Origin of the sequence: Anoxynatronum sibiricum (assembly GCF_039414295.1) — a bacterium.
Classification (GTDB): Bacteria; Bacillota; Clostridia; order Peptostreptococcales; family Tindalliaceae; genus Anoxynatronum; species Anoxynatronum sibiricum.
The window spans coordinates 73762-89680 of the sequence record NZ_JBCITM010000016.1 but is presented as its reverse complement, the minus strand read 5'-3'; the positions used below and the strand labels follow the sequence as shown (position 1 = coordinate 89680).

Annotated in this window: 12 protein-coding genes; 7 read left to right on the top strand and 5 right to left on the bottom strand. The window is 48.9% G+C overall.

The window, feature by feature from the left end; genetic code table 11:
* The first annotated feature begins 340 nt into the window (after positions 1-340).
* The 3 genes from AAIG11_RS13700 to AAIG11_RS13690 are packed head-to-tail and all read left to right on the top strand — an operon-like array spanning position 341 to position 4790.
* Entirely contained in the window at positions 341-1810 is a 1470-nt protein-coding gene (locus tag AAIG11_RS13700) for an FAD-binding oxidoreductase (protein WP_343186796.1), read from the top strand.
* Between the two features lie 17 nt (positions 1811-1827).
* On the top strand, positions 1828-3102 hold the full coding sequence (locus tag AAIG11_RS13695) for a (Fe-S)-binding protein (protein WP_343186795.1): 1275 nt from the start codon (positions 1828-1830) through the stop codon (positions 3100-3102).
* Between the two features lie 14 nt (positions 3103-3116).
* Positions 3117-4790 carry an FAD-binding oxidoreductase gene (locus AAIG11_RS13690; RefSeq protein WP_343186794.1) on the top strand — a complete coding sequence of 558 codons (1674 nt, stop codon included), beginning with the start codon at positions 3117-3119 and terminating at the stop codon, positions 4788-4790.
* Positions 4791-5016: 226 nt separating this feature from the next.
* Here AAIG11_RS13690 and AAIG11_RS13685 read toward each other — a convergent pair whose 3' ends face one another.
* Together AAIG11_RS13685 and AAIG11_RS13680 are read right to left on the bottom strand one after the other, a co-directional pair.
* Positions 5017-5763: a peptidyl-prolyl cis-trans isomerase gene (locus AAIG11_RS13685; protein WP_343186793.1), complete on the bottom strand. Its 747-nt coding sequence runs from the start codon at positions 5761-5763 to the stop codon at positions 5017-5019.
* 164 nt (positions 5764-5927) lie between these two features.
* Positions 5928-6515 (bottom strand): HD domain-containing protein, encoded by a 588-nt coding sequence (locus tag AAIG11_RS13680; protein WP_343186792.1) that lies wholly within the window; start codon positions 6513-6515, stop codon positions 5928-5930.
* A 487-nt stretch (positions 6516-7002) separates the two neighbouring features.
* Between AAIG11_RS13680 and nifJ the strand changes: the two genes are divergently transcribed.
* On the top strand, positions 7003-10515 hold the full coding sequence (gene nifJ / locus AAIG11_RS13675; RefSeq protein ID WP_343186791.1) for a pyruvate:ferredoxin (flavodoxin) oxidoreductase: 3513 nt from the start codon (positions 7003-7005) through the stop codon (positions 10513-10515).
* Positions 10516-10593: 78 nt separating this feature from the next.
* Here nifJ and AAIG11_RS13670 read toward each other — a convergent pair whose 3' ends face one another.
* The 3 genes from AAIG11_RS13670 to AAIG11_RS13660 are packed head-to-tail and all read right to left on the bottom strand — an operon-like array spanning position 10594 to position 11986.
* Positions 10594-11148: a hemerythrin domain-containing protein gene (locus tag AAIG11_RS13670; RefSeq protein WP_343186790.1), complete on the bottom strand. Its 555-nt coding sequence runs from the start codon at positions 11146-11148 to the stop codon at positions 10594-10596.
* On the bottom strand, positions 11145-11786 hold the full coding sequence (locus tag AAIG11_RS13665; protein WP_343186789.1) for a hypothetical protein: 642 nt from the start codon (positions 11784-11786) through the stop codon (positions 11145-11147). Before AAIG11_RS13665 ends, AAIG11_RS13670 begins: the two co-directional genes overlap by 4 nt.
* Before the next feature lie 5 nt (positions 11787-11791).
* On the bottom strand, positions 11792-11986 hold the full coding sequence (locus AAIG11_RS13660) for a DUF1858 domain-containing protein (protein WP_343186788.1): 195 nt from the start codon (positions 11984-11986) through the stop codon (positions 11792-11794).
* 274 nt (positions 11987-12260) lie between these two features.
* Here AAIG11_RS13660 and AAIG11_RS13655 point away from each other — a divergent pair, with 274 nt between their 5' ends.
* From AAIG11_RS13655 to cls, 3 genes are all read left to right on the top strand, one after another.
* Positions 12261-12992: a Crp/Fnr family transcriptional regulator gene (locus AAIG11_RS13655; RefSeq protein ID WP_343186787.1), complete on the top strand. Its 732-nt coding sequence runs from the start codon at positions 12261-12263 to the stop codon at positions 12990-12992.
* Positions 12993-13017: 25 nt separating this feature from the next.
* On the top strand, positions 13018-14253 hold the full coding sequence (locus tag AAIG11_RS13650) for a patatin-like phospholipase family protein (RefSeq protein WP_343186786.1): 1236 nt from the start codon (positions 13018-13020) through the stop codon (positions 14251-14253).
* Between the two features lie 132 nt (positions 14254-14385).
* Positions 14386-15828: a cardiolipin synthase gene (gene cls / locus AAIG11_RS13645; protein WP_343186785.1), complete on the top strand. Its 1443-nt coding sequence runs from the start codon at positions 14386-14388 to the stop codon at positions 15826-15828.
* The last annotated feature ends 91 nt before the right edge of the window (positions 15829-15919 follow it).

Genomic DNA, 15919 nt, shown 5'->3' with positions numbered 1-15919 from the left:
TGAACATGGTCTCTCTTTGTCATCATTCGAATCACCCCTTATATCTATATTCGACATCAAGGGGCGAATCTCCTTTTTGATTGCAAGAAAAAAAGCCTATTTTCATAGACTTTTTCAACAACCTCAAAAGAGCGTGCAGCGCTCTTTTTTTTGTGTGTAAAAAACAGAAAAGCAACAGGGAAGGCTAAAAGACAGAAAAAACGAAATGAAGCAAAAATTTGAAATTATATATTGACAAAATCACAAATCAGCTTATATACTGAATATATTCAGTGAACAGATTCAATCAAAAAAGTATTCAGCAGATGAAGCGACAACAGATCCAAAAGGAGGTAGAAAAGTGGACAATGTCAAAGCGTCGTTAAGCAACATTGTTGGCGGAGAGAATCTGCTTGACAGCCCAGAAATTCTGTTGGGCTATGCCAAAGACCAGAGTTTTGCAAAAGAGATGAAGCCTTGGTGCGTTGTCAAACCGAAAGACGCAGATCAGGTGGAGGCACTGGTCAAATGGGCAAACAAAGCACGCATACCGCTGGTGCCGGTCAGTTCCCAGGGGCCGCATACCCGGGGCGACACAGTACCCGGCGCACCTGAAGCAGTGATTGTGGATGTAAGCAATATGAAAAAAATACACAGTATTAACCGTCAACACCGCATGGCTGTCATTGAGCCGGGGGTCACATACGGAGAGCTGCAGGCCGCATTGGCTGAGAAAGGGTTGGCGTTGAGTACTTCCCTGGCTCCCCGTGCAGGAAAGTCTGTGCTCACCAGTGTGCTGGAGGTTGAACCAAGAATCAACGCCGTTCATCAGTGGAGCTACTCAGATCCGCTGCGCTGTATGGAAGTGGTCTGGGGTGATGGGGTTAGAATGTATACCGGTGAAGCCGGTGGCGGCGTCAGAGACCTGGAGAAGCAGTGGGAAAAAGAAAGATGGCAAGTCGCTAGTACTGGCCCTATGATGTTTGACTTTTACCGCATGCTGACTTCAGCACAGGGAACCATGGGAGTTGTCACATGGGCATCAGTAAAGCTGGAAGTGCTTCCTCAAATACACCGCATGTATTTTGTGCCGGCTCAGCAGCTGTCAGAACTGGAAGATTTTGTGCGTCGAGTGGTTCGCCTGCGCTTTAGTGACGAACTGTTTGTGTTAAATGGAGCTGCCTTGGCAGGGTTAATGGGAGAAACACCTGAACAAATTGCCAAGCTTCGTGAGCAGCTGCCGCCATGGATTGCCCTTGTGGGGATCGCCGGCAGAGATTTGCTGCCAGAACTGCGTGTAGAAACCCAGGAACAGGATATAAAAGAGATTGCCCAGCAATTTGCATTGAAAATGGTTCCAGGCCTGGCAGGCATTACGGGTGAGCAGGCATTGGCAGCGGTAACGGGTTCGTCCGACGAAACAGGATGGAAAGCGCGGGCAAAAGGTGCTTATCAGGAGATCTTCTTTGTGACCACTCAGGACAAGGCACCAGGCTTTGTGGAAACAATGAAGGCGCTGGCAGCAGAAGCAGGATATCCAGCCAATGAAATAGGTGTGTACGTGCAGCCTCAGCATATGGGAACCTCCTGTCATCTGGAGTTCATTCTTCCCTATGATTCGAATAATCCAAAGGAGACGGCAAAGGTGAAGCGGCTGTTCCAAAAAGCCAGTGAAACCATGGTGGGAATGGGCGGATTCTTTGCCCGGCCTTATGGAACATGGGCGTATCTTCAACTGAACCGGGATGCCCAGTCTTACAAAACAATCCAGGAGTTAAAACGCATTTTTGATCCCGAAGGGATCATGAATCCCGGAAAATTGACTATTTGACAAAGGAGGCGAAAACCATGGCATTGGAAGATTACAGAGCAATGATGGAACGTTGCAGCAACTGTTCGGGCTGCAAGTGGATTCCTTTTGACAAGATAAAAAGTCAGCGGTACAGCGAAAACTGCCCGAGTATAAGCTACTATAACTTCAACACGCATTCTGCTCGAGGCCGTTTTCAACTGGCACAGACGCTATTGGACGGTGATTGCGAATTTTCACCTGATGTGGTGGAAGCGATTCATAACTGTACAGCTTGTGGTTCATGTGATTCAACCTGTAAAATCACCCGCTACAATCTGGAACCGCTGGATCACAACCTGGCACTAAAAGCCAAAGCGGTGGCAGAAGGGTATGTGCTTCCAGAGCAGAAACCCATCATGGACAGCCTGCAACAGGAAAAAACCATGCTTCCCGGTGAATTAAGAAGCAATCGTTTGCACTGGGCCAGCGGTATTGACGTGAAGGATCTCATGAAAGAAAAGGGAGAAGTGGCTTTTTACCCGGGCTGCAAATACAGCTACAATGAAAAATTGAAGCCGGTTGCCGCAAATGCATTGAAATTGCTCATTAACGCCGGTGCTGATGTGGGCATCTTCGGCAGTGCAGACATGTGCTGTGCCGGCCGGGCACTGCAAATGGGCTTTGAAAATGATTATGAACAACAGGCCAAGGCAAACATGGAAGTTTTCACAAAAAGTGGTGTCAGCGTGATTGTTACACCATGCTCAGACTGCTACCATGCTTTCAAGCGCCAGTACACCAAAATGGGTCTGGACATTAAAGTGATGCATCTGGTGGAGTACCTGGATGAACTGATTCAGGATGAAAAGCTGATCATGAAAAACCGGGTTCCAATGACTGTCACCTACCATGATCCCTGCCATCTGGGCCGATTGGGAGAAGCCTATGTTCCCTGGGAAGGCAAAGAGAAGAAAATATTGAATCAGGTGCATACATGGGAACCCAGACGCCCCCGCTACAATGGAGCCGATGGTATTTATGATGCCCCCCGACGAATTCTGCAAAGCATACCCGGTGTTGAATTGGTGGAAATGGAACGAATTCGGGAATATACATGGTGCTGCGGTGCCGGCGGTGGCTGCAGTCAGACCAACCCAGAATTCGCATCATGGACAGCCAATGAACGAATCACAGAAGCCAACGCAACAGGAGCAGAGGCAATGGTTACAGCCTGTCCCTGGTGTGAAGAAAGCTTTATGAATGCGAAGGATGAAGATGGTAACACGATTCAGGTGGTTCACCTGATTGATCTTGTGCTGCAGGCAATTTGAAAGGAGGGAATATCATGGCATTAGCGCGAGAAATTTATCGAGCGTTTGAATCAATCGTCGGAAGCAGAAACATCTCTGAAGACCTTGGAATACGTGAAACCTATCGGTGTATTCCAGCCCAGTCATCAGCTCACTTCGGGCCCTATGATCAAAAAACACCGTTGCCGCAGGCAGTCATCCTGCCAGGCAGCACTGAAGAAGTGCAGCAAATTGTCAAACTGTGTAATAAGTACAAAATTGAGTTTAAGGCTTCCTCCACGTTTTGGGCAACAATGGGATACATCGGTTCAGATTGTGCCATTCAGTTGGATATGCGGCGCATGCGGGAAATCGAAATTGATGCCAAAAACATGACAGCCGTTGTGGAACCCTACGCCATTGGAGCAACTGTTCAAGCCGAAGCAATGAAAAGAGGGTTAACCCTTAATATTCCCGGTGTTGGCTGCAGCAGTTCGCCGCTTGCCAGTACTGCCGGTTGGGCTGGTTTTGGCCCGACTTCCATCTTCATGGGCTGTGCCACTGAAAACATGCTGGGAGCTGAGTGGGTGCTCCCCAATGGAGAAACCCTTCGCACGGGATCCGTTGGCGCAGGCAACGGCTGGTTTTGCGGAGAGGGGCCTGGCCCCAGTACCCGGGGAATTCTGCGGGGAGTCGTTGGCACCACCGGCACCATGGGAGTCTGTACAAAAGTGGCTATTCGGCTGCATCCGTGGCCTGGGCCAGACCATATACCTTCAGTGGGCGATGCACCGGCTTATCGGGCAGTGTTGCCAGATAACTTCAAAGGATATACGTTGTGCTTCCCTGATTGGGGCGCCTATGCCAATGCGGTGAACCTTTTCCACGAAAACCCGGATATTTTGTTCTTGGGTCACCGGCAGTACAATAAGTTTGGCAGAAACCTGAAAGTGGCCATGATTAAGATTCTAAATGATAAGAATAAGCAGCTGTGTGATTTGCCTGAGCTTATGGAAGACCCGGTAACCCAAAAGCAGAATGAAGATATGAAAATTGATGTTCAGGTGATTTTGGCGGGAATGAGCAAGCGGGATATGGCCTTTAAGGAAAAAGCGGTTGATACCATTCTTGAAGAGACCGGCGGATGGAAATCAGAATTCATGCAGGAACCGGATATTGCAGCATGGAATCTCATGTACCTGCTTCGGCTGGGACATAAAAATCTGAACTACACCTTATGCGGCGCCTATGAAGGCACCTTCGGACTAACGGGCAATGTGTTTGTCAGCAGCTCGCTGATGGAAGAGGCTTCTGCGTTGAAGCGCAAGTGGGAGCTGGAGTCTGATTGCATTGCTGCAGTGGGCGGAGACTCTGATATGGGAAGTATTTCTGTCATGGGCGGCGGCGGCGCCACCGGATGGGAGTTCTTCACCCAGTTTGATGCGTATGACAAGGAATCCATCAAAAACACCAAGCTGTTTGCGGATGCAACACAAGAGTGGATGACCTCAAAAGGGTTGGGCGTTGACTTCTGTCGCTGGAATGAAGATGCTCGCAGACCCGATGGATACAACTACACCCAGGAACAACACGATGAAATGTATATCAAACTGCCTCAGCCACACGTTACTGCGTATCAGTACAAAGTGCGGGAAGCATTTAACCCCAACAAACTCACGGGCAGCTACTATCGAACACTGACACCTGAAAAGCTGAAAGAGCAAGACTAACAGGCATCACCGATCGCGCCATAGAGCGTTGTCGCACCTCCAAGAACGAGGGCTTCTGGCATACCGGGGGCTCTCGTTCACTTGTCAGAATAATTAATGCAGGACACTGATTTCGGCATTAAACAAACTGAAGCCCCGGCATGTGACTAAATGCCGGGGCTTCACGCATTCTGGCTTATAGGATGAGATGATAACTGGGTTTCAAAGACAATTACACTCAAAAAGTTTATCGGATTTCAAATTGATACTTTGAAGTCAGTTTTTCCACGGTTTCCTGATAGATGGTCTGCTGTTTTTGGGATAACAGATGTTGCTCCAGCTGCTGCTTCACTTCGCCCAGCTGACGGGAACTGCCTTCTTTACGGTCCATCACCCGAATCACATGGTAGCCAAACTGGGTTTTCACCGGTTCGCTGGTTTCGCCGATGGCCAGTTCGTTGGCAGCGGCTTCGAACTCGGGTACCATGCGGCCTTTGGGAAAGAAGCCCAGATCGCCGCCCTTTTCATTGGAGGGGCATGAAGAATGGGCTTGTGCCTGCTCAGCAAAAGAAGCACCTTCATCCAGGGCTTTTTTAATTTCGGCGGCCTTTTCTTCTGAATCCACCAGAATATGACTGGCCTGAGTCTGTTCAGGCTCCTGAAACTGCTCGGGATGGGCTTCATAATAAGCAGCAATCTCTTCTTCGTTCACAGTTGCCTGCTGGAACATGGCGTTCATGGCATACTGCTTCAGAAAATTATCTTTCATCTTTTTTAGAGAACGCTGATAATCCAGGTTATCTTCCATTTTTTGTTCCATGGCATCCAAGAGGATCATTTCCTGATGCACCAGTTCCTGCAATAGTCTTTTCTTGCCGTCCTCTGTTTGAAATTGAGCAGCCTGACGGGGGTCCAGACTGCGAATCACCATTTCTAGATCTCCCTGGGTGATTTCCCGGCCTTCCACTACTGCCAATACGTCATGTTGACTCATCAAATCGCTCCTTTAAAGGTTTGTGGCCTCATCATAACAGAAACAGCAGTCTTTGTCCAACGAGAGTAAGGCAGAAATCAACAATGTTGATACAACAGGGCCACTTGTCGCCCTTCGTCGCAACGATGATCTTCCTTAAAATAAAGACGATGAGAGAAGACTGGTCACGCTTCTGATATCACGATAGAAATCTGAAAAACCGCTTCAAAAAGTGCTGCCTTTTTAGCAACCCGCGCCACCACCTGGTCAATAACGGCCGAATGGATGGTTAGATTCAAATGGTGTTGCAGCAAGGTTGTCTCACACACCACCAATCTCTCATCGCGGGGATAGTCGATGGCATCGGCAATGCGCAAAATAGCCGCCAGCTGCTTAACGGTGTGTTGTTTGGAAGGTGTCAACGTTTCCAGTTCTGGCCCCAGTTTTTTTCGGTGACCGCCTGCAATGAGAGCCAGCATGGTGCGTTCCGGTTGTGGCCAAAAGTCAAAAAAGGAGTCGTTTAAAATGAGATGGCGGGAATGGGCATCATGCTTTCGCGGGCTGATTTCATACCCGATATCATGGAGTAAAGCAGCATGGTATAGTAGACTGCGCTTCTTATTTCCAAGATCATAAGGCTGACTGAGGACGGTGAAAATCATGCTGGCATAGCGAATTACCCGTTGTTCGTGACTCATTGAGTCTCTCAGGAAAAAACGGTGTTCCATTCGCTGGCGGATGTCATCTGTTATCAAATCGTCCAGGAATTTCATTTTAACAGCCTCCTTGACGCCGATTTTGCCTGGTGATTCAGAAAGTTGATTGATCAGAAGCAGAGAAGAACGGTGCATGAAATGACAGTGAACCTTGTAAAAATTCAAAAAATGGGGGGAGATCCTGCGAGGTACATGTTCATTATACTTCATGGATGCACAAGGGGCAATCCGCGAAGGAGTGCTTTTAAATGAAAAAAAGTGTGGGATAACATGAAGAAGTGCCAGTAATTACCGAAAAAAGCATTTTATCTAACGATTGATCAGAAACAAAGGCCGCGCCCCTTGGAAATAATGAGGCGAAATCAGCAGATGAATGCAAGAAAAATGGATTGAATTATCATATTTTTGAATTAATAAACTTTCCATTTTTCGGTTCATGTACTGGTAATGCCCTATATGATACTATATAATAGGAATCAAGCGACCCTATATTCCAACTTATAGAATGTTAAAAATACAACAAAATCAAGAAGGAGGCAATAAAATGGCAAAATTGATGAAGACCATGGATGGTAATACCGCTGCCGCGTATGTCTCATACGCGTTCACAGATGTAGCTGCCATCTACCCCATCACACCGTCATCAAACATGGCGGAGAGTGTGGACGAATGGAGTGCTTACGGGCAAAAGAACATTTTTGGACAAAATGTAAGGGTGACAGAGCTTCAGTCGGAGGCAGGCGCTGCAGGTGCTGTTCATGGTTCCCTGGCTGGTGGTGCACTCACCACTACTTACACTGCTTCACAGGGCTTGCTGCTGATGATTCCCAACATGTATAAAATTGCAGGCGAGTTGCTCCCAGGTGTGTTTCACGTCAGTGCCCGTGCAGTGGCGGCTCATGCCCTTTCCATCTTCGGTGATCATTCCGACGTGATGGCAGCCCGTCAAACCGGATGTGCCATGCTGGCTTCCGGCAGCGTGCAGGAAGTCATGGATCTGGCCGGCGTGGCTCACCTGGCTGCTATTAAAGGACGCATTCCCTTTGTTCACTTCTTCGACGGATTCAGAACATCTCATGAAGTTCAAAAAATCGAAGCCATCGACTACGATACTTTCAAAGAACTGGTTGACTGGGACGCCATCGATGCTTTCCGTAACAGCTCCCTGAATCCAGAGCGCCCGGTTCTCCGTGGCACCGCTCAAAACCCAGATATCTTCTTCCAGGCAAAAGAAGCAGCGGCCCCCTACTACCAGGCGCTGCCCGAAATTGTGGTTGATTACATGAAGAAAATCAGCGACGTCACCGGACGCACCTACCTGCCATTCAATTACTATGGCGCTGAAGATGCAGAGCATATCATTGTAGCCATGGGATCAGTGACAGAGACCATTGATGAAACCATCGACCATCTCATGGAAAAAGGCGAAAAAGTTGGCCTCATCAAAGTTCACTTGTATCGACCCTTTGTGCCTGAGTACTTCATGAACGTAATGCCTAAAACCGTGAAAAAAATTGCGGTTCTGGATCGCTGCAAAGAGCCGGGTGCCCCGGGCGAGCCCCTGTACCTGGACATCAAAGACATGTTCTATGGCAAGGAGAACGCACCTGTGATCGTGGGCGGCCGCTACGGTCTTGGTTCCAAGGACACCACTCCGGCACAGATTCTGTCAGTTTACGAAAATCTGAAACTGGCTGCACCAAAGAACAGCTTCACCGTCGGCATTATCGACGACGTGAGCCACAGTTCCCTTCCCATGCTTCCTCCGGTGAGCACAGAGCCCAAAGGCACTGTCCGCTGCAAATTCTGGGGACTTGGTTCCGACGGAACAGTTGGTGCCAACAAAAACTCCATTAAAATCATTGGTGACCACACCGACATGTATGCCCAGGGTTACTTCTCTTATGACTCCAAAAAATCCGGCGGTGTTACCATTTCTCACCTGCGTTTTGGAAAAGAGCCCATTCGTTCCACTTACCTCATCAGTGAGGCTGATTTCATCGCCTGTCACAACCAGGCCTATGTCAACCAGTATGACCTGGTAAAAGGCCTGAAAAAAGGCGGCACCTTCCTGCTCAACTGCCTTTGGGAAGATCACGAGCTGGAAGAGAAGCTTCCTGCCAGTCTGAAACGGGCATTGGCAGAAAAAGAAGCCAAGGTGTACATCATCAATGCCACCAAGATCGCTGCTGAAATCGGTTTGGGCGGTCGCATCAACATGGTCATGCAATCAGCTTTCTTTAAACTGGCTGATGTGATTCCGGTGGAAGAAGCCATGGCCTACATGAAACAGGCAGTGGTAGACACTTACGGCAGCAAAGGTGAAAAAATCGTTGAAATGAACCAAAAAGCACTGGATCTGGGAATGGAAGCCCTGCACCAAGTGACTGTACCGGCTTCCTGGGCCAGCGCAACAGACGCCGCAGTATCTGAGAAAAACGAACCTGCTTTCATTTCTGACATACTGCATCCCATGAATGCTCAGGAAGGTGATAACCTGCCAGTGAGCGCCTTTGTTGACCGTGAAGACGGCCACTTCCCCATGGGAACCTCCGCTTATGAAAAACGGGGAATCGCTGTGGATGTACCTGAATGGATCAAGGAAAACTGCATTCAGTGTAACCAGTGCGCCTTCGTATGTCCCCATGCCGCCATTCGCCCCTTCCTGCTGGATGAAAAAGAACAGCAGGCAGCCCCAGAAGGTTTTGAAACTCTGAAAGCCATGGGCAAAGAGTTTGATGGCATGACATATCGCATTCAGGTGGCCACCCTTGATTGTACGGGTTGCGGCAACTGCGCCGACATTTGCCCGGCTAAAACCAAAGCCCTCGAAATGAAGCCTGTTGAACCTCAGATTGCTGCGCAGAAAGCCAACTGGGATTTTGCAACCACCATCAGCAGCAAAGCTGATCTGACCAACATAGAAACCATGAAGGGCAGCCAGTTCTCACAGCCGCTGTTCGAGTTCTCCGGCGCCTGTGCAGGTTGCGGTGAAACACCCTATGTGAAGCTGATCACCCAACTATTTGGTGACCGCATGCTCATTGCCAATGCCACCGGCTGCAGCTCCATCTATGGCGGAAGCGCACCTTCGGTTCCTTACTGCGTAAACGATAAGGGTCAGGGGCCTGCCTGGGCAAACTCTCTCTTTGAAGACAATGCAGAATACGGTTACGGAATGGCTCTTGCCACCAGTCAGATTCGTGAAAAACTGGCAGATCTGATGACTCAGGGACTTGAAATGAATCTTTCGGCAGAACTGAAAGCCGCTTTCCAGGCATGGCTTGACGGCAAAAATGATGCCAAAGCCTCCAAAAAAGCCACTTACGACCTGCTGCCCCTGTTGGAAGCCGCCAAGGGTAACGAAGTGATTGATGAAATTATCATGAAAAAAGACTACCTGGTTAAGAAATCACAATGGATCTTTGGTGGAGACGGATGGGCTTACGACATTGGATTCGGCGGACTTGATCACGTGCTGGCCTCTGGCGAAGACGTGAATGTGCTCGTGATGGATACAGAAGTATACTCCAACACTGGCGGTCAGTCCTCCAAGGCATCTCCTGCCGGTGCGGTGGCCAAGTTTGCCACCTCTGGTAAAAAGATCCGCAAAAAAGACCTGGGCCGCATGATGATGACCTACGGTTATGTGTACGTGGCACAGGTGGGCATGGGCTCTGACAAGAATCAGCTGATCAAGGCGCTGAAAGAAGCCGAAGCCTATCCAGGCCCATCACTGATCATCGCATATGCGCCCTGTATCGCTCACGGCATTGGTGCTGGTATGGGTAAAACCCAGGAGCAGACTAAAAAAGCAGTGGATGCCGGCTACTGGCATTTATATCGCTACAATCCGCTGTTGCAGGAAGAAGGCAAAAATCCGTTCGTTCTGGATTCAAAAGAGCCGAAAACTTCCTTCCAGGATTTCCTGGCCAGCGAAGTGCGCTATGCTTCTCTGAAGAAAACCTTCCCTGAAGAAGCGACAATCCTTTTTGCACAGGCTGAAAAAGACGCTCAGGAAAGATACAACATCTACAAAAAACTGTCAGAAATGTAAACAATCCGGCGGGCATAAGCTGGAAATGAAATGAATCAGCAACAGAAAAAGCTGCGGACAATGCGTCCGCAGCTTTTTTTACAGGTATTTCGCTTCCATTTCCTCCAACAGCGTCAGGTAATGTTGCTGAATGCCTGCTGCTGATGCCTTGACTTCAAAATCATCCGTTTCTCGGTTGATCTGTTCGATCATCTCCGGCTGAAAATGACGCCAGGCAAACTGATAAACCATGTCATCCTCTTTGGAGATGTGGCGGTCAAGCAGTTGGGCATAAGCGACGGTATTGCCTATGATATCAAGCCGGGCTTCATCATCGCCTGCCTGAAATGCTTCAATGCCTTCTTCCATCAACTTCATATGCAGGCGTCCCAAATCGTGTTCCACCAGCATGCCGTGTTGCACCAGCTTCACAGCAGCAGAACCCAGATGCGCCACCATGCGGTTAAAAAGAAGATCTTCCTCTTTTCCGTGGTGATGTTTGTCAGCGTATTGGCGAACAAAATCAATCATCAGGGGAGCATCAGCCACGTCCATTTGCGGATCATTCATGAGACGGTATGCAAACTTACGCATGACAGTGAGCATGCGGCGAATAAACGTGTGTTCATAAGTCATCAGTTCAATGGCGTTCATAGGGCAGCAGTTCCTCCTTCGGTCTGAATCTGGTGAATTCCCTCCTGTGACACTGAGTAGCTCCAAGAGGGCTGCAGTTGTTTTGAAAATGCCTGAATCCAGGATTTCCGCAGGTCATAATAATGCTTCACGTCACCACCCACAGATTCCCAGACAGACTGGTGCAGGCAGGGCTCATATTTCCAGGCGAACTGGATGTCATCATTTTCCACAATCTGCTGAGTTCGGTCACAGGGCATGCCCTCCAGCAAATGATCGTGAACAGCCTGAAACATGGCCTGGGGAGCTGAGGGGCTTTGAGGACTGGTGGTGGCGATTTGTCGGGCCTGTTCTGCAGCCAAATCCAACAGTCGGGTTTTCAGATGGGGAGAGTGCTCTAAAATCTGTGTCACATAGAAAGCTTGGCGTGATTCTGCCTGAGTGATGCAGCGCTGTAACCAGCCATGAATATTCTGGTGGTTGATGAGTTCTTCCAGAGGAGCCTCCGGCAGCGGTGCTTCGAACTGTTTCAAAGCAGCTGATTTCATGAACTCAACAGGAACGCCGTGAGAAGCGGCCACTTGAAGTATGTGCTGCTCCAGTTGTTCGGTTAACTGAATTTTGTTGAACAGCCAGTAGTGAATCTTTCCAAGAAACAAGCTCATTAGGCACGCCCTTCGTTCAGCTTTACCAGAATGGCGTCGGCATCCATGTTATGAACCAGCGCCGCTTCCGCCAGGGTTTCTGACTGAGAGGAAGGGCAGCCGATGCATCCCATGCCAAACTGCATGAGAATAACAGCTGCGTTGGGTTGGTGTTTCAAAATTTCTGCAATGGTCATGTCTTTGGTAATGTTCATTGAAATCGCTCCTTTTTAATCATTCTTTAGTATCATACCCCGTCAATGAAGGAATCAACAGCTACATTTGAGGGGGGTTACACCATCAGTAGACCCAGTGTATACTGATACGGGGAGAAAAACCGTGATTCAAATCACAAGGCGAAAGAAAGGGAATGACATGATGATATGCGGGACTTTAAGCACATGAGTAAGAGAACTGACAAAGGAAGGGCTAAAGCTGCAAAAAGTGGGTATGAATCATTTGAAAAGCGTCATGTGATATGACACAGAAATGGGAGTGACCAACATGGCAGCTTGCCGGGGATGCGGCTGTGAATCATGCCGCAACAGCTATTGTGCTTCAAAAGTTTCCTTATTTCAGCAATTGGATGAAGCTGGGCTGGAAAAGATTTCCAGCCTGATTGTCAGCCGAAAAATCAAAAGGGGAGAAACCATCTTTCGTGAAGGAGACCTTTTGTCAAGTCTCTATATCGTCAATCAGGGAAGTGTCAAAGCCTATACCTATAATCGGGACGGCAAAGAACAGATTCTCTATATCCTGGCGGAAGGAGATTTTTTTGGTGAACTGAGCCTGTTAAAAGAAGAGGCAGTGGAGTACAGGGTAACCGCTCTGGAAGACACCGCCTTTTGTGTGTTGGCCCAGGAAGATTTCCGCCGGGTGCTGGAAGACAGCCCCCAGGTGCGTGATCAGGTACTGGCTCACGCCTTTGACCGGATTAAATCACTGGAAAAGCTGGTGCAGGTGTTAACCAGCAAAGATGTTGACTTGCGAATGGCAGTGCTGCTGACCAATCTGGCAGAAGGCTTTGGAGTGAAAGAGCTGGAAGGAACTGCCATTAACATGCCCCTCTCCCGGGAAGACATGGCTGCCTATCTGGGACTCACCCGGGAAACCGTCAGTCGACGTTTGTCGGCGCTTCAGGCCGAAGGCATTCTGCTGTTGGAAGGCGGCCGACGGGTGATCATTCGTGACATGAATCGGTTGAAAGAACTGATGGAGTAAGCTTACTGGAAGAGGAGGATGACCCATGCTGGGATTAACACTGGAGGGTGGCGGCGCCAAAGGCGCTTATCAAATTGGAGCCTGGAAAGCTTTCCGGGAAATGGGTGTCACTTTTCAGGGGATAACGGGTACCTCGGTAGGGGCTCTCAACGGAGGCCTCATGGCTCAGGATGACTTTGAAGCGGCCTGGGAGCTGTGGTATCATATGACACCTCAGCAGGTAATGACCCTTGATGATGATATTTACGAAATGCTGTCAGACAGGAAACTTGATCATACCAATGTGATGACGCTCATCGAAGAAATTCGCAACATCATCAAGAACAGCGGGATTGACACATCGCCACTCTATGACATGATCCAGCAACTGCTGAGCGAGGAAGCCATCAGGCGATCGCCGGTGGATTTTGGCTTTGTCACATTCTCAATCACCGATCGCAAACCCCTGGAACTCTTTAAGGAAGATATTCCAGAAGGCAAAATAGCGGACTATCTGATGGCATCCTCTTACCTTCCGGTCTTTAAAGAGCGTTTGCTGGATGGCAAGCTGTTTTTGGATGGCGGGTTTTACAACAACCTCCCTGCCAATATGCTGGTGAGAAAGGGGTACCGAGAAATCTACGCTGTTCGCCTGTATGGTTCCGGGCGTATTATCAGGGTGAATGAAAAAGACGCAACCATTCATTACATTGCACCTGAGCGGGATCTGGGAGGCATGTTGGATTTCAGCACCCAGAGAAGTCGTCGAAACCTGACCTTGGGCTACCTGGATACCTTGCGGGTGCTGAAAAAATATCAGGGCAAGCGTTTTTATCTGAAAACATTTCCCGATGAAATGACCGCCCTGCAGATGATTCTCCGCTGGCCGGAAGAAGCCAAAAAAGAAGTGTGCACCATACTGGGACTGAAACCTGGCAAGGCATTAAACCGTCTATTTATAGAGGATGCCATTCCAGCGTTGATGGAACTGGCCGGCCTGACGCCTTCCCACACACACCGTGACCTGCTGATGCGTGTGCTGGAAGCCACGGCAGAAACCTGCCAGGTGGATTATCTGAAGGTCTATGCATTTGATGAGTGGATGCAAGTGATTGCCAATTGTCCCTTTCATCAGCAACAAAAAAACGAGGCCAACTCATTGGCTTCATTTCTGAGGATATCTGAAAATCTCTTTAAGCCCGGCAGAGAAAAGAAAAAAGAAGCGTTGCTCCAGTCCTTCATGAAAAATCGTGACTGGTTTCGGCACATGCTTCAAGGCTGATGAACCCATCGAGCCTTGCGAAAAAGGGGAGCGTCTTATCTGCTCAGCGGATCTGGCAGAGTGACTGGAAGAACTTCCGGAAATATCATCCCGTGCGCACACACAAAAACCGAAACAGAAAGGGGAATATCGATGAGTCCACTGGGAATACTCACTGCGGTGATTACCGTCAGCACAATTGTGGTGGGGATTGTCATTGTACTGGAAAATCGAAATCCCTCCCGCACCATGACCTGGCTGTTAATCCTCATCTTTGTTCCGATTTTCGGCATCTTCCTCTACCTTTACTTAGGCCAGAATCATCGCAAAAAACGCACCTTCATCAAAAAAAGAAAGCAGGACTACCGGATCATTCGCCGACTACTGGATAATCAGATCTTTGAGTCAGACCATGGCGACCTCTTTACCAGACGCTACAATGATGTTCGTGGAAAGGTGCTGCCCCTGATGATCAATAATGGCGACGCACCCCTTACGGCAAACAACCGGAGCCGTCTTTTGAAGAGTGGGGAAACAGCGTTTGAAACCATGTTGGAAGCCATTGAATCAGCCAGCCACCACGTTCATATGGAGTATTTCATCATTAAAGAAAGTGTCATTGGCCGCCGTTTTCAGCAGGCACTGATCAAAAAAGCCAGGGAGGGCGTATCGGTGCGGCTTATCTATGATGCGGTGGGCAGTTGGCGTCTGAGCCGCCGGTTTCTTGATGAGATGCGGGAGGCAGGTGTGGAGGTGAAGCCCTTTCTGAAAGTGTTTTACCCGGTGATCCTGGCCCATCGCCTCAACTATCGTAATCATCGAAAGTTGCTGGTGGTGGATGGACGAATGGGCTTCACCGGTGGATTTAACATTGGAGATGAGTACCTTGGAAAGTCACCGGAACTGGGATACTGGCGGGATACCCAGGTTCAAATAGAAGGTGAAGCTGTATACGCGCTGCAGGTCATCTTTCTGCGTGACTGGTATTTTGTCAGCGGTCAGGAAATGGATGACAAGATCTATTTTCCGCGAAGAGAACATCTGGGAAATCAGTTGATTCAAGTGGTTTCCAGTGGTCCTGACTCGTTGTGGGCATCCATTCATCAGGGCTACTTCATGGCCATCACCACAGCCATGCAGCGAGTGTATATTTGCACTCCTTACCTGGTGCCGGATGAGAGCATTCTGGTCGCCCTCAAAACCGCGGCCCTTCGCGGTGTTGATGTTCGGATCCTGCTTCCGGGAAGCCCTGATCACCGAACGGTTTTCTGGGCATCAAAATCACATTTTCAGGAATTGCTGGAAGCTGGCGTCAGAATCTTTCAATATCAAAAGGGCTTCATGCACAGCAAAGTGGTGCTGGTGGATGACAACTTTACATCTGTGGGAACCACCAACATGGACATACGAAGCTTTGATCTGAACTTTGAGGTAAATGCCTTTTATTACGATGAAGCCATCACCCGTCAAATGAGCCGCGATTTCTTTGAAGATCTGACTGACAGCATTGAAGTAAGCCTGGAACACCATCGGCAGCGCCCTTTGATTCACCGGTTTAAAGAATCAGCCATGCGATTGCTGTCGCCGATTCTGTAAGCAAAACCTGCTGCACAAAAAAGCACTACTCCCTCAAAGAACCAAATCAATCTGTTCATGGACATGAGTCACTGAACCATTCAAAATGGAG

Bases quoted from the DNA above. Each gene is read 5' to 3' on its own strand.
- AAIG11_RS13695 (WP_343186795.1), top strand. From the start codon at position 1,828: ATGGCATTGGAAGATTACAGAGCAATGATGGAACGTTGCAGCAACTGT.
- AAIG11_RS13690 (WP_343186794.1), top strand. From the start codon at position 3,117: ATGGCATTAGCGCGAGAAATTTATCGAGCGTTTGAATCAATCGTCGGA.
- AAIG11_RS13685 (WP_343186793.1), bottom strand. From the start codon at position 5,763: ATGAGTCAACATGACGTATTGGCAGTAGTGGAAGGCCGGGAAATCACC.
- AAIG11_RS13680 (WP_343186792.1), bottom strand. From the start codon at position 6,515: ATGAAATTCCTGGACGATTTGATAACAGATGACATCCGCCAGCGAATG.
- nifJ (WP_343186791.1), top strand. From the start codon at position 7,003: ATGGCAAAATTGATGAAGACCATGGATGGTAATACCGCTGCCGCGTAT.
- AAIG11_RS13670 (WP_343186790.1), bottom strand. From the start codon at position 11,148: ATGAACGCCATTGAACTGATGACTTATGAACACACGTTTATTCGCCGC.
- AAIG11_RS13660 (WP_343186788.1), bottom strand. From the start codon at position 11,986: ATGAACATTACCAAAGACATGACCATTGCAGAAATTTTGAAACACCAA.
- AAIG11_RS13655 (WP_343186787.1), top strand. From the start codon at position 12,261: ATGGGAGTGACCAACATGGCAGCTTGCCGGGGATGCGGCTGTGAATCA.
- AAIG11_RS13650 (WP_343186786.1), top strand. From the start codon at position 13,018: ATGCTGGGATTAACACTGGAGGGTGGCGGCGCCAAAGGCGCTTATCAA.
- cls (WP_343186785.1), top strand. From the start codon at position 14,386: ATGAGTCCACTGGGAATACTCACTGCGGTGATTACCGTCAGCACAATT.